This is a genomic window from Chitinophagaceae bacterium (assembly GCA_016713085.1).
GTDB lineage: Bacteria > Bacteroidota > Bacteroidia > Chitinophagales > Chitinophagaceae > Lacibacter.
Genome location: JADJPV010000002.1, coordinates 1,047,498 through 1,060,432, shown reverse-complemented (window position 1 = coordinate 1,060,432; position 12,935 = coordinate 1,047,498). Strand labels below are relative to the sequence as shown.

Here is a 12,935-nt window from a genome sequence, read left to right as displayed (position 1 = left end):
ACAGTCAATCTTGTTTTTACCGTTCATTTCATGCTTATATTCGAGTTTATAAACCAAACATATGAACCGACTGCTCCTTGCATTACTGCTTTGCATTTCTGTTTCTGCAAATGCACAACAACTGTCTTATTATCTGCCAGCAAATGTTACCTACAGTAATGCTGTTCCAACACCTAAAGCAACTGTTGGGCATGAAGTGGGAGAGTGGCATATTACCCATGACAGGCTTGTAAATTATATGAAAGCAGTTGATGCTGCAAGCGACCGTGTTTCACTAACGGTTACCGGCACCACACATGAAGGCCGGCAGCAACTGGCACTGTTTATTACCTCCCCGGCAAATCATGCAAAATTAGAAAGCATCAGGGAGCAGCACCTGCAATTATCCGATCCGGTAAAAAGCGCTTCATTAAATACAGCTGATATGCCTGCTGTGGTATGGATTGGCTGCAGCATACATGGTAACGAACCAAGCGGTGCCAATATGAGTTTACTGCTGATTTATTATTTAGCAGCAGCACAGGGATCACAGATAGATGAATTGCTGAGCAATACGGTGATCATTTTAGACCCTTCTTTTAACCCTGATGGGTTAAATCGTTTTTCAAGCTGGGTAAACACACATAAGAGTGCAACATTAGTGAGTGATCCAAATGCAAGAGAATTTAATGAAGCATGGCCAGGCGGAAGAACCAATCATTACTGGTTTGATTTGAACCGTGACTGGTTACCGGCACAACAACCCGAAAGCCAGAACAGATTGAATATATTCCATGCATGGAGACCGAATATTTTAACTGATCATCATGAAATGGGAAGTAATTCTTCTTTCTTTTTTCAGCCAGGTGTTCCAAGCCGTGTAAATCCAAATACACCAAAAAAGAATCAGCAGTTAACTGGAGCAATCGGAAATTTTCATGCAAAGTTTTTAGACAGCATCGGTTCGTTTTATTTTACGAAAGAAGGATACGATGATTTTTATTACGGCAAGGGTTCAACTTTCCCTGATATTCATGGCAGCATTGGTATTTTGTTTGAACAGGCCAGCAGCCGTGGTCATGCACAGCAAACAGAAAATGGATTACTGACATTTCCATTTACCATCCGCAATCAATTTACAACTGCTTTATCAACATTGGAAGCTGCAAGAAATCTGCGGAAAGATTTATTAAATTATCAACGTGAATTTTATCAGAATGTAAAACAGGAAGCTGCTGCCTTTCCGGTAAAGGCTTATGTATTTGGCGATGCATATGATCAGAGCCGCAATGCTTTATTTATTGAAATGATGAAGCGGCAGAAAATTGAAGTGTATGAAAACAAACAGAGTTTTGATGCTGATGGAAAACAGTTTGCTGCGGGCAGTTCATGGATTGTTCCAACCAATCAGTCACAATTCAAAGTGATCAAAACGATTTTTGAACGGACACTCAATTACGAAGACAGTTTGTTTTATGATATCACCAGCTGGACATTTCCATTGGCGATGGGATTGCCATCAGCTGAATTAAAAACATTACCTGCATTGGGAGCAATTGTTGATGAAGTAAAGAAACCAACCGGAAAGATTATTGGAAACAGCAGCAGCTATGCTTATGCGTTTGAGTGGGATGATTTTTATTCTGCCAAATTATTGTATGCACTGCAATCAAAAGGCGTTATTACAAAAGTGGCATCGCAGTTATTTGAATCAGCAATAGCTAACGGAACTAAAAAATTCAATTATGGTACAATACTTATTCCTGTAAGGAATCAAAATAAAACAGCAGATGAATTACAGAAGCTGATTGAAACAGCTGTTGCAGGAACGGGAGTACAGGTGTATGCACTAATCAGTGGTTTGTCAACCGGTGGTGTAGATCTTGGCAGTGGAAGTTTTGTAAGCACACGTACACCAAGAATCCTTTTGATGGGTGGAACAGGAACCAGCAGTAATGATGCAGGTGAAATATGGCATATGCTTGATCAGCGCATGCGGATCCCTTCAACGCTTGTAGAAATTGACCGTTTCAACAGTGTTACCATCACGGGTTATAATATTATCATTATGCCTGAAGGTTCATACAGCAATATGGATAAGCAGGCACAGGATAAACTCCGTGCATGGATCAGTAATGGAGGAACAGTAATGGCGTTTGAAAATGCAGGTAAGTTTTTATCAACTGCCGGTATTACCAAAACAATTTACCGGAGTGATGAGACAAAATATGACAGTACAGCCATGCTTGCCTACAATATGCGCAGCGATGAAATAAGAGCGAAAGATATGCCCGGATCAATTTTTGAAGCAAGGGTTGATAATACACATCCGTTGTGTTATGGTTATCGCAGTAAGACCATCAGCATTTTTAAAGCCAATACATTGTTTATGGATCAGAATAACAATCCATACGATTCACCCGTATTGCTCACAGAAAATTCTTTACAAAGCGGCTACTTACACAAAAAATTTATTGACAAATTAAAAGGCAGTGCCATTGTAAATACAGAATCAATCGGCAGGGGCAAAGTAATTACTTACAGCGACAATATGAATTTTCGTGCATTTTGGTTCGGCACGAGCAAGTTGTTTCTGAATGGATTGTTTTTTTAAAGGAATTCCGTCACCTCGAGGTACGAGAGGTTTCATTAAATTAAGACATTATCCCCTTTGTGAGATGTCTCGTTCCCCGACATGACGTTCTGAGCTGATTCCTGTTAAAACTTTATCTTTGCCGCCCCATGATCAATAAAACTGTAGGCTTTTACACGATATCATTGATTGGTTTATCCGCCATTCAAAAAATTCATGCCCATCAGACATTCAGGTATGCAGCCTGCGGCGGTGGCAATACAGTGCTGGACATTTGTTTATTTTTCATCAGTTACAACTTCATTCTTAATAAAGAAATGGTGCATACTCCTGGTTAACAGTGAGCCCGCATATTGCTGCATTTCTCATGTCGTTTATTGTTACATTTCCCGTAGGTTTTTCCTGAGCCGGTATGTTGTATTTGAAGGATCGGCAGTGCGTAAACGGGAACAATTGCCCAAATACATGATCGTTGTTGCCGGATCAATTCTGCTCAACTATTTCTTCCTGAAGATCTTTGTTGAAACACTGGGAATGTATGCTACGCTGGCCAAAATCTGCACAACAGTATTTGTTGTGGCATTCAGTTATTTTTCACAAAAGCATTTTACATTTAAGTAAGATATGGAACTGTACAGACAGGACAGTACCTCTTTCATTATCTGCCTTTATACCTTACTTTTGCTTTCTTTGATTGCTAAATTCAAATTATGAGTATTAACCGTAAAATTTCAACGCTGGATGAGTTTACTATTCAGCAGTTGCGCAACTTCCCGCAGGCCACGGGTGAGTTAAGTAGTTTGCTGAGAGATCTTGGTCTTGCAGCGAAACGGGTAAATGTGGAAGTGAATAAAGCCGGACTGGTAGATATTCTTGGCGATCATGGCAGCATTAATGTGCAGGGAGAGGATGTAAAGAAGCTGGATATTTATGCCAACGATCAGTTCATGAAAGTACTGCAGCATGGCGTTAGTTGTGCCGGTATTGGCAGTGAGGAAATGGATGATATTGTTGTGTTTGACGATGAGATCAGTAACAATGCCAAGTATATTGTGATGTTTGATCCGCTTGATGGAAGCGGCAATATCGATGTAAATATTTCTATTGGTACAATCTTTAGTGTGTACCGTCGTATCAGCGAAAGAGGAAAGCCATGCAACAAAGCCGATTTTTTACAAAAAGGACGTAACCAGGTTGCTGCCGGTTATATGATCTATGGCTCAAGTACAATGATGGTGTATGCAACTAGGCGTGGTGTAAATGGTTTTACACTCGATCCGGCAATTGGTGAATTTTGTCTGAGCCATCCCGATATTCAATGCCCGCCCGATGGGAATATTTATTCGGTAAATCACGGTAATTTTTTCCGTTATGAAAAGGGTGTTCAGGATTATATTAATGCCTGTCAGAGAAAAGATAATACAAACGGCGGTCCCTATACCCAGCGTTATATTGGAAGCATGGTGGCAGATGTACACCGCAGTTTAATTAAGGGAGGGATCTTTATGTATCCCGGTACAACCGGAAAGCCCAATGGCAAATTACGGTTAGCTTATGAATGTAACCCCTTTGCATTTATTATGGAAATAGCAGGAGGCAAGGCTACCAATGGAAAAATCCCCATCATTGATGTAGAACCAACTGAATTGCATCAGCGTGTACCAATGTTTATCGGCAGTAAGAATATGATGGAAGAACTGGAATCACATTTATCAAAATAAATTTTATGGCAAAGTTAAACGCAATCGGACTCGATGAAAAGAAATCACAGCAATTAGCAACTAAACTGAATAAACTGCTGGCTAATTTCCAGGTATTTTATATGAATACCCGCGGCTTTCACTGGAACATTAAAGGAGAAAAGTTTTTGAACTGCATTTGAAATTTGAAGAATTATATAATGATGCACTGATCAAGATTGATGAAGTGGCAGAACGTGTATTAACGCTCGATCATACACCCATGCATGCATACAGTGATTACGTAAAAACTTCTTCCATTAAAGAAGCGAAAGATGTAAGCGATGGAAAGAAAGCTGTACAGCTGGTAGTAGACGGGTTTCAGCAATTACTGATTCTTGAAAGAGAATTGCTTGAATTATCAGGCGATGCAAATGATGAAGGAACCAATGCATTAATGAGCGACTATATCCGTGAACAGGAAAAAACAGTTTGGATGTATTCATCCTTCTTAAAAAAGTAAGATGCAGCGAAAGATTATTGAGATAAAAAATTTGGTGAAAGACTATGGCAGCTTTCATGCTGTAAAGGGCATCAGTTTTGATGTGTATGAAGGAGAAATATTTGGTTTGCTCGGGCCCAATGGTGCAGGTAAATCAACCACGCTTGAAATCATTGAAACACTCCGTGAAAAAACAAGCGGCGAAGTATTCGTAGATGGATTAAACCTGGATAAACAGGCCAATGAAATTAAACAGATCATTGGAGTGCAGTTGCAAACTTCAGGTTACTATCCCGGTTTAAACTTAACCGAGCTCATTCATTTGTTCAGCGGTTTGTATAACCGTAAAGTAAATGCAATGGATTTACTGAAAACCGTAAACCTGGAAGAAAAGGCAAAAGCAAAATACAAAGAGTTGAGTGGCGGACAGAAACAACGCTTTTCTGTTGCAACAACACTCATCAATGAACCAAAGATTGTTTTTTTGGATGAACCCACAACAGGTCTTGATCCGCAGGCAAGAAGAAATTTATGGGAGTTGGTAAAGAATATCCAGGCAAGAGGAACAACAGTGATCATTACCACGCACTATATGGATGAAGCAGAATATCTCTGCGAAAGAGTAGCCATCATTGACAGTGGAAAAATTGTAGCACTTGATTCTCCCGGCAAGCTTATTGATAACCTGCTGGCAACGGGATTTGAACGGCCAACACAAATGAAGCAGGCGAACTTAGAAGATGTATTTATCACCTTAACCGGTCATGCGTTGCGTGACGAATAAATTTTAATCAATTATCACATGCGAATTATCACAATTGCTATTGCATTCGTAACAATTTCAGTATCGGCTTTTTCCCAGGCCAAAAAACCACCCGTTAAAAAAACACCCGCAAAACCGGCTGTTGCACCAAAACCTTTATTAAGAAATGGTGTTGACAGTTTGAGTTATGCAATTGGTATGAATATCGGTACCAATATGAAAGCACAGGGAATTGAAAAGCTCAACTATGCGGCTTTAAACAAGGCCATTGCAGATGCAATTAAAGAAACTTCAACTCCATTAATGAACCAAGATCAATGTAATATGACTATTCAACAAAAACTACAGGAATTTATGGCACAGAAAAATTTCGCAGTGAAGGAAGAAGGCAGAAAGTTTTTAGCAGAAAACAAAAAACAACCCGGTGTGGTTGAACTGCCAAGTGGTGTTCAGTATAAAATTATTACACAGGGAACAGGTGTAAAACCACTACTGGAAGATACCATTGTTGCACATTATAAAGGCACAACTCTTGACGGTAATGTGTTTGATGAGTCTTACGGTCGTGGTGAACCAATTGTATATCCTTTAAATCAATTAGTATCCGGCTGGCAACAAGCATTAGTGTTAATGCCCGTAGGAAGTAAATGGCAGTTGTTTATTCCAAGTGATTATGGCTATGGTGAGCGTGGTTCAGGCAGTGCTATTCCCGGTGGCGCCACACTTATTTTTGAAATGGAATTACTGGATGTAAAACCGGTTAAGAAATAATAAAGCAAGTTCATAGTTGATGGTTAATGGCAAATAGCTGAATCTCCAACCATCAACTATGAACTAATAACCATCAACTGTTATGGATTTACGTTATCCCATTGGTGAATATGAACCCGCTCCATTCAGCCATAAGTTGAGAGCTGAACGTTTAGCTGACTTGGAGTTTCTTCCCGGATTGCTGGAACATGCAATTGAGAATTTAGATGAAGCCCAGCTGAATACGCCTTACCGGGATGGAGGCTGGACAGTGAGACAGGTGGTGCATCATGTATCCGACAGTCAGCTAAATGCGTTAAGCCGTTTGAAGTTTACATTAACAGAGGATAATCCAACAGTAATGGGATACGATGAAGTGAAATGGGCAGAAACAATTGAATATACAGCACTGCCAATAAACATTTCACTCACTATGATCCATACAATTCTTGCCAAGCTTGTTGCTTTGTTTTCAAACCTGAAAGAAGAGGAGTGGAAGCTTACGTATATTCATTCGGCATCAAAAAAACAATTTGATCTCTGGTACTTACTGGGCATGTACGCATGGCATGGTAAACATCATGCTGCACATATTACTTCGCTCAGAGAACGGAAAGGATGGTAACTATGAACTGGAAAACACTTTCATCAAAATATCTGTTTACCGACAACTGGCTAACACTTCGTGTAGACAAATGTGAACGTCCAGACGGAAAAATTATAGAACCTTATTACGTATATGAATTCACCGATTGGGTAGCGGCTTTTGCATTGACCAAAGACAATAAAGTGGTGATGATAAAGCAATACCGTCATGCATTAGGAGAAACGATTATAGAACTTCCCGGTGGTTGTGTGGATGCAACAGATAAATCCTATGAAGATGCTATAGCAAGAGAGCTGTTAGAAGAAACAGGATACCGTTTTGAAAAAATTGAATTTCTTTGTCAGACTTCTCCCAATCCTTCCACTAATAATAATCTTCTCCGTGCTTACCTGGCAACAGGTGGCGAATTAATCAAAGAACAACAATTAGATGATGCTGAAGATATTGAAGTGCTGCTGTTTTCAATTAATGAACTGAAGCAACTCATTCGTGAAAATAAACTGATGCAGAGTATGCATGTAACAGCTTTGCTGTATGGTTTGGAGAAGATAGGAGAGTTGAAGTATTAGGTAATGTTAGATGTATGAAGTAAGATGTACGATGTAAGAAGACTCTGCAATTGTCCATTCACTATTGCCCATTGCCAATTGCTTTTGCGTTTACTTCTCCCACCAAAAACACACTTCCACAAACAAGTATTAAATCATCAACTGCTGCTTTTTGCAAAGCAACATTAATTGCTTCATTCACATCTTATGCCCCACATCAAGCACAAGTGTTGGATTATGATGAATCACTTCCCATCTTCCATGCAGTCCATTTATTTGTTTGGTTTGTTTTAGTGCTGATTGCAGATGTTCTTCACTGATCTTCCAGTTCCTTTGCTGTAACTGTCTTACTGTAGAAAGAACAGTAAGTATATTTTTTGTTTGATAAATTCCCGGTAAATCAAGTTCATAATGAAGTACAGCAGCTGATGCTTCTTCTTTCACTTTAACCTGTAGTGATTCATTCCTGTAATCATTCGAAAGCAAACTGAATTCTTCCTGTGCATAATGTAATTCTGCATGTTGCGCTTTTGCTTTTTGCTCAAACACATTCCTGCTTTCTGGAATTACTTCACCAATAACAACGGGAATGTTTTGTTTGATGATACCAGCTTTTTCAGCTGCAATCAATTCCAATGTATCACCCAGCAGGTTCATATGATCCCAGCCAATATTGGTGATGACACTTAACTCAGGTGTAATGATATTAGTACTGTCCAGTCTTCCGCCCAATCCAACTTCAACAATGGCAATATCAACATTTTCTTTTGCAAAATATTCAAAAGCCATGGCAACAGTAATCTCAAAAAAAGAGGGTTCAATTTCTTCAATCAATGGCTGAATTCGTTTTGTAAAATCAATCACATATTCTTCAGTGATCATTTGTCCGTTGATCTTGATCCGTTCCCTGAAATCATGTAAGTGAGGAGAAGTATATAAACCGGTTTTATAACCGGCTGTCTGCAAAATAGCTGCCAGCATATGACTCACCGAACCTTTTCCATTGGTACCGGCTACATGAACGCTTTTAAATTTCTTATGCGGATTATCCAATGCTTCACAAAGAATGATTGTATTGTGTAAATCCTTCTTAATTGCTGCAGCACCAACACGGCTGAACATGGGAAGCCGTGTAAAAAGATAATCAATGGTTTGTTGATAGTTCATCAGATGCCAAAGATAAAGTCTGAACTGGGATTTATGAGATGTATTGGATTGGCAGGAATATTATTTTAGAACAGTATATATTACTTAAGTAATGGTAGATGTAAAAAAAACCGGCATCAGAAGGTAATTACTTACTCCTGATCAATAAGTAAATGGAGTAAGCAACTGCAGTCCCCTGTAAAATCATACCGGCTGTAAGAGCTATATCAGCGAAAGATAAATGAATAATTTTTGCCCATGCACCAAAGATGGTGACAAGAACTCCACACAAAAACAAAATGAGCGGAATCCTGAATTGTTGAATCATCCCGTAAAATTAATCGTTTACTTTAAAGTTAAACTGAACTGTAACAGTTGATTCTTCACCTGCTTTATCAAACTGAATATTACGCAGGTAATTGCTGATGGCATCTTTATAAGCCTGGCTTCTGGCAGTTGAGTTCTTGCCAAATCCAACAAATGTTCCTGTTCCGCCGGGAGATACTTTTATAATTGCATAGATTGTTGCTTTTTCCAGGTCTCCGCCAAATGAATAATACTTAACGATCTTTCTTGAACCACTGGTTACTCTTGGCCCACCGGAAGAACCCGTTCCACCATTGCCATTATAATTACCACTGTTGGGATTGCCGTTTGATTTTCCCTGATCGCCATTACCACCGGCTATACCCTGGTTACGGCTGGTATTGTAAGTATCAGAATTATTCCCTCCGGTTCCTGTTCCGCCACTGTAAACCGCTTTAGGTTTTTTAGGTGCAGGGGTTGGAGTTACCACTGTATTGCTCACTGGCTTGTTATTGACAACGGGAGGCGTATTGGTTGGAGTAATCTTTGTTGGCTTTGTTACTTTTTCCGGCTTTTTAACTTCGGGTGCATCAGCTTCATCTCTTTCACTCACTTCTTTTTCGGGTTCATCAACAGGTTGTGCTATCTGTTGTTTGGGAGGAGAAGTTTCGGGCATTGATTCAGGTGCAGGCGCATCAGGAACCAGGGGTTGTACATCACCAAAACCAATATCACTGTTACCAAGATTTACCTCAATCCCTTCTTCTAAAGGCGGGGGAGTTGGAACAGCCATTGCAATGGTGATAAAGAAAAACAATAACAGCAATACAGCATGTACACCAATGGTTACAGCTGCCGCTTTGATATTATTCTGTGATTCGTTTGCCTGCATGGTTAAAGCTTGTTGCATCGAAATTACTTCTTTTACCATTAACGATGGAAAACCATGCCAGATTGCATAGCAGTAAGTGGGCTTTTATGAAAATCTTGTGAAAAAAATGCTTGACTATAAAGTATGTGAAACCGGGCTGATTGTGATTCAGCATTTATTATTTTATGAAAAGCTTAGAAAAGCTGGGGCTGTGCTTTGATGGCTTCCCCCTTTGGGGCAACTGAGGAACGAAAGTTGCGAGCGAAGCTCACGGAAGGGGGCCTCTTACCCAATTCTTTTATAAATCGAATAAGGCATCCACTTAAATAACCAGGCCATCAGCATCCAGCGCTTTGTAACCTGTACTTTCCGTTTCTTTTTTTCAATGGCATTGAATATCTGTTGGGTTGCTCTTTCAACTGGCGCCGACCAGAAAACTCCGCTGCCTTTTGCCATGGCCGTTTGTACAAAACCTGGTTGAATATCTGTAATGGCAATCTTTGCTTTTAAACGGTATGCTTTAATGGTTATTCCTTCCAGATAATTACTCATAAATGCTTTGCTTGCATTGTAAGCAGGTGCCCAGCTTCCGCCACGGTATGCTGCAATGGAAGAGGTGGCTGCTATTTGTCCATAACCCTGTTTTACAAAGTAGTTGAAGGCGTAGTTCGTCATTTCCACAAAGCCGTTTACGTTGATGAGTGTTGTGGCTTTGTCCATTTCCCAACTGAGATTTTTGCTTGCATCACCATAGCCACTATTATAAACAAACAGATCCATACCACCCAACTTGCTGATGAGTGATTCAAGATGAGAAATATTATTAGTACCTGTTACATCAAATGTTTCGATTTCTACCAGTGAGGGGAATTGCTTTTGTATTTCCTCAAGAAGCTCTGTTCTTCTTCCTGTAATGCCAACTTTGTTCCCTGCTTTTAAATAAAGAAGGGCCAATTCTTTCCCGATACCTGAAGTTGCTCCGATAATGATGACTTTTTTCATGCTTGCTTTCGTTTCAACAGGTGACTGTTATCAATCAGCAAACCTGCCGCAATTAATGCAAAACTGATGAGATGAATATAGTTAATCTTTTCACCTAAAATTAACACTGCTTCAATGCTGCTGAAGATAGGAATAAGATTGCCGAACAAAGCTGTTCTTCCAGCCCCCAGTTCCCTGATAGACCGGTTCCAAAGAAGAAATGAAATAACTGAAGTACCAAGACCGAGATACAGAATTACTCCACCGATTTTTAAATCCCACACAACCGGTTTGCTGTACAATGATTCTGTAATAAATGCCGGAATAAGAATCAACACTCCAATCAGGAATACAAAGAATAGAAAACCGATAGCAGAAATTTCAACTGGTTTTTTTCTTACAAAAATATTGTACACGGCAAAACTGAATGCACCCAGTAACACCCACGCATCACCCTTTGTAAAATGCAGGTGCAGGAGATTATATAAACTCCCTTTGCTTAACAGGAAAAAAATGCCCGATAAACAAAGTATAATTCCAACTACCCGCTGCCATTGAATATGTTCCTTTAAAAAAAAATGTGCAAGGATCACCGCCATAATGGGGGATGATGTTGTACCGATCAATGCAAGATTGATAGCAGTAGAGGAATGCCCGGCGATATAGACAAATGTATTAAAGAGGCTCACACCTGTTAAAGCCGTCCAGAAAAATAAGCTTTGTTTCGTTTTACAATGGCCCATGCCGGCAAAATATGTTTCCATGCAAAGGGAATGAGGATAATAACAGCTGTTGTCCAGCGGTAAAACGCTAAGGTAGTGGGAGGAATATCATTAATTACACTTCTTGCAATAATGAAATTTCCACTCCAGATAATTGCAGTGACAATTGCCAACAGAATTCCGAGCAAAAGGTTATGTGGGGGAGCTGCTGGCTTCATTTGCCAAATATAAGAAGACAAATGTTTACAGTCGTTCCGCTACTTCTTCAGCATTGCATCAGCCTGTGCAATCAGTTTCCCAAATTCATTGTTGATTGTTTGAATAGGATTGAGTGAAGGCCGATTCTCCCGTTGATATTTCTCTATTACCGGAAGTGTTTTGATTATTTTTACTGCGAAGTGCAAATCGGCAAGTTGGTTTTCTTTTGTTTCAATCTGCTGAATAAGATTCTTATGTTGAGTCAACCCTGATTCAAAACGGGTATTACTTTCAGCGAGTATTTGTTTGATTCGGTTCTTCAGTACCGAATCTTTTATGGAAGACAGATATCGGTCTGCACTGCTGTAATAACTGCTATTCTTATCGACAAATGAATGAAAGTATTCCAGTGAATCTGGTTTATCAGAATTGATTTTTTCTATGCCATCTTCAAACTTCTGAAGGTCCTTATCCTCTTTCAGTAACTCATTATAAAGACTCTGAACTATGTCATTGTCATAACGCTTTGATACAACACTGAAGGCAGCGCTCTTTTCTTCGAGAGCTTTCGGAACGTTGTTTTGTTGCTGAGGGGCAGGTTTGTTTTGAGAACAGGAGATTAGTAATAAGAGGAAGAAAGACAGAAGCAGTTTCATAAAATGGAATTTGTTAGATGTTTAAGATAACATCAAAATGAAATTCCATAATAAGGTTTGCAGGTATTAACAAAAGATTGAGCCTAAAGAAAAGGGTCTATCTGATTTATTGTAATTTCTTCTGTTACAAAATACGATAATACTAAATGGCTGTTCTTACTGTTTAGATGTAGAGTCCAATTGCCATAACTTGTTGAAGACTGAATAAGTGATTGTTCTGTTCTCTCAAAATCAATAAAAACAGGTGTGTACCAAACTTTTTTAGCGAAACTGCCTTCTTCTAAAACCACAAGCTGGAAGTTCTGTGAAATTTTCTTATACAAAGCTCCTGTAAGAGGAAGCTTAAATGAAACTCCCTTTTTATAATCAATATTTAAAAAGATATCATTTTTTTTGGATCTATTACAGTTTGGGAAAAACCAAAAGTCACCCATTGCATCCTGACTGGTGCGAAAGAAAAAGATATAACCCGTGCCGCTAAATCTCTTTTCGGCGTAAATATCTTTACATTGACTATTCTTATTCTGGCAACTTATTAAAAGGAAAAGAAAGTTTAATATTATGAGACGATTTTTCATCGATAGAAATAATTGTTCTGCTTGAGTGTTCTAATCCCCTAACTTAAACAGCTTCT

Annotated in this window: 14 protein-coding genes and 2 pseudogenes; 8 read left to right on the top strand and 8 right to left on the bottom strand. The window is 39.2% G+C overall.

Translation table 11 applies throughout. The features are described 5' to 3' along the window. Positions 1 to 61 precede the first annotated feature (61 nt). The 8 genes and pseudogenes from IPK31_17610 to IPK31_17575 all read left to right on the top strand — a co-directional run bounded on the left by IPK31_17610 (position 62) and on the right by IPK31_17575 (position 7,442). Complete coding sequence (locus IPK31_17610; protein ID MBK8089589.1) at positions 62 to 2,593, top strand: zinc carboxypeptidase; 2,532 nt, start codon at positions 62 to 64, stop codon at positions 2,591 to 2,593. Positions 2,594 to 2,788: 195 nt separating this feature from the next. After that, positions 2,789 to 3,193 (top strand): annotated as a pseudogene (locus IPK31_17605) (GtrA family protein). 89 nt (positions 3,194 to 3,282) lie between these two features. Beyond that, positions 3,283 to 4,293 (top strand): class 1 fructose-bisphosphatase, encoded by a 1,011-nt coding sequence (gene fbp / locus IPK31_17600; protein MBK8089588.1) that lies wholly within the window; start codon positions 3,283 to 3,285, stop codon positions 4,291 to 4,293. A 5-nt stretch (positions 4,294 to 4,298) separates the two neighbouring features. Then, a pseudogene (locus IPK31_17595) lies at positions 4,299 to 4,774 on the top strand (DNA starvation/stationary phase protection protein). Between the two features lies 1 nt (position 4,775). After that, positions 4,776 to 5,537: an ABC transporter ATP-binding protein gene (locus IPK31_17590; protein MBK8089587.1), complete on the top strand. Its 762-nt coding sequence runs from the start codon at positions 4,776 to 4,778 to the stop codon at positions 5,535 to 5,537. An 18-nt stretch (positions 5,538 to 5,555) separates the two neighbouring features. Further along, the gene (locus IPK31_17585; protein ID MBK8089586.1) at positions 5,556 to 6,287 is read left to right on the top strand and encodes an FKBP-type peptidyl-prolyl cis-trans isomerase; all 732 of its coding nucleotides are present in this window, start codon (positions 5,556 to 5,558) and stop codon (positions 6,285 to 6,287) included. A gap of 82 nt (positions 6,288 to 6,369) precedes the next feature. After that, positions 6,370 to 6,891, top strand: a complete 522-nt coding sequence (locus IPK31_17580) for a putative metal-dependent hydrolase (GenBank protein MBK8089585.1) — start codon at positions 6,370 to 6,372, stop codon at positions 6,889 to 6,891. Beyond that, positions 6,885 to 7,442, top strand: a complete 558-nt coding sequence (locus IPK31_17575; GenBank protein ID MBK8089584.1) for an NUDIX hydrolase — start codon at positions 6,885 to 6,887, stop codon at positions 7,440 to 7,442. The genes IPK31_17580 and IPK31_17575 overlap by 7 nt, the downstream gene beginning before the upstream one ends. A gap of 177 nt (positions 7,443 to 7,619) precedes the next feature. Here IPK31_17575 and IPK31_17570 read toward each other — a convergent pair whose 3' ends face one another. From IPK31_17570 to IPK31_17535, 8 genes are all read right to left on the bottom strand, one after another. Further along, on the bottom strand, positions 7,620 to 8,588 hold the full coding sequence (locus IPK31_17570) for a bifunctional folylpolyglutamate synthase/dihydrofolate synthase (protein ID MBK8089583.1): 969 nt from the start codon (positions 8,586 to 8,588) through the stop codon (positions 7,620 to 7,622). 127 nt (positions 8,589 to 8,715) lie between these two features. Further along, positions 8,716 to 8,895, bottom strand: a complete 180-nt coding sequence (locus IPK31_17565) for a hypothetical protein (GenBank protein ID MBK8089582.1) — start codon at positions 8,893 to 8,895, stop codon at positions 8,716 to 8,718. Between the two features lie 9 nt (positions 8,896 to 8,904). After that, positions 8,905 to 9,783 carry a hypothetical protein gene (locus IPK31_17560; protein ID MBK8089581.1) on the bottom strand — a complete coding sequence of 293 codons (879 nt, stop codon included), beginning with the start codon at positions 9,781 to 9,783 and terminating at the stop codon, positions 8,905 to 8,907. 246 nt (positions 9,784 to 10,029) lie between these two features. Further along, on the bottom strand, positions 10,030 to 10,746 hold the full coding sequence (locus IPK31_17555; GenBank protein MBK8089580.1) for an SDR family NAD(P)-dependent oxidoreductase: 717 nt from the start codon (positions 10,744 to 10,746) through the stop codon (positions 10,030 to 10,032). Then, positions 10,743 to 11,414, bottom strand: coding sequence for a DMT family transporter (locus IPK31_17550; GenBank protein ID MBK8089579.1), 672 nt, complete (start codon positions 11,412 to 11,414; stop codon positions 10,743 to 10,745). Before IPK31_17550 ends, IPK31_17555 begins: the two co-directional genes overlap by 4 nt. 5 nt (positions 11,415 to 11,419) lie before the next feature. Beyond that, complete coding sequence (locus IPK31_17545) at positions 11,420 to 11,665, bottom strand: DMT family transporter (GenBank protein MBK8089578.1); 246 nt, start codon at positions 11,663 to 11,665, stop codon at positions 11,420 to 11,422. A gap of 39 nt (positions 11,666 to 11,704) precedes the next feature. Then, positions 11,705 to 12,301 (bottom strand): hypothetical protein, encoded by a 597-nt coding sequence (locus IPK31_17540; GenBank protein ID MBK8089577.1) that lies wholly within the window; start codon positions 12,299 to 12,301, stop codon positions 11,705 to 11,707. Positions 12,302 to 12,384: 83 nt separating this feature from the next. Further along, on the bottom strand, positions 12,385 to 12,879 hold the full coding sequence (locus IPK31_17535; GenBank protein MBK8089576.1) for a hypothetical protein: 495 nt from the start codon (positions 12,877 to 12,879) through the stop codon (positions 12,385 to 12,387). Positions 12,880 to 12,935 lie beyond the last annotated feature (56 nt).

Bases quoted from the DNA above. Each gene is read 5' to 3' on its own strand.
- IPK31_17610 (MBK8089589.1), top strand. From the start codon at position 62: ATGAACCGACTGCTCCTTGCATTACTGCTTTGCATTTCTGTTTCTGCA.
- fbp (MBK8089588.1), top strand. From the start codon at position 3,283: ATGAGTATTAACCGTAAAATTTCAACGCTGGATGAGTTTACTATTCAG.
- IPK31_17590 (MBK8089587.1), top strand. From the start codon at position 4,776: ATGCAGCGAAAGATTATTGAGATAAAAAATTTGGTGAAAGACTATGGC.
- IPK31_17585 (MBK8089586.1), top strand. From the start codon at position 5,556: ATGCGAATTATCACAATTGCTATTGCATTCGTAACAATTTCAGTATCG.
- IPK31_17580 (MBK8089585.1), top strand. From the start codon at position 6,370: ATGGATTTACGTTATCCCATTGGTGAATATGAACCCGCTCCATTCAGC.
- IPK31_17575 (MBK8089584.1), top strand. From the start codon at position 6,885: ATGGTAACTATGAACTGGAAAACACTTTCATCAAAATATCTGTTTACC.
- IPK31_17570 (MBK8089583.1), bottom strand. From the start codon at position 8,588: ATGAACTATCAACAAACCATTGATTATCTTTTTACACGGCTTCCCATG.
- IPK31_17565 (MBK8089582.1), bottom strand. From the start codon at position 8,895: ATGATTCAACAATTCAGGATTCCGCTCATTTTGTTTTTGTGTGGAGTT.
- IPK31_17560 (MBK8089581.1), bottom strand. From the start codon at position 9,783: ATGCAACAAGCTTTAACCATGCAGGCAAACGAATCACAGAATAATATC.
- IPK31_17555 (MBK8089580.1), bottom strand. From the start codon at position 10,746: ATGAAAAAAGTCATCATTATCGGAGCAACTTCAGGTATCGGGAAAGAA.
- IPK31_17545 (MBK8089578.1), bottom strand. From the start codon at position 11,665: ATGAAGCCAGCAGCTCCCCCACATAACCTTTTGCTCGGAATTCTGTTG.
- IPK31_17540 (MBK8089577.1), bottom strand. From the start codon at position 12,301: ATGAAACTGCTTCTGTCTTTCTTCCTCTTATTACTAATCTCCTGTTCT.
- IPK31_17535 (MBK8089576.1), bottom strand. From the start codon at position 12,879: ATGAAAAATCGTCTCATAATATTAAACTTTCTTTTCCTTTTAATAAGT.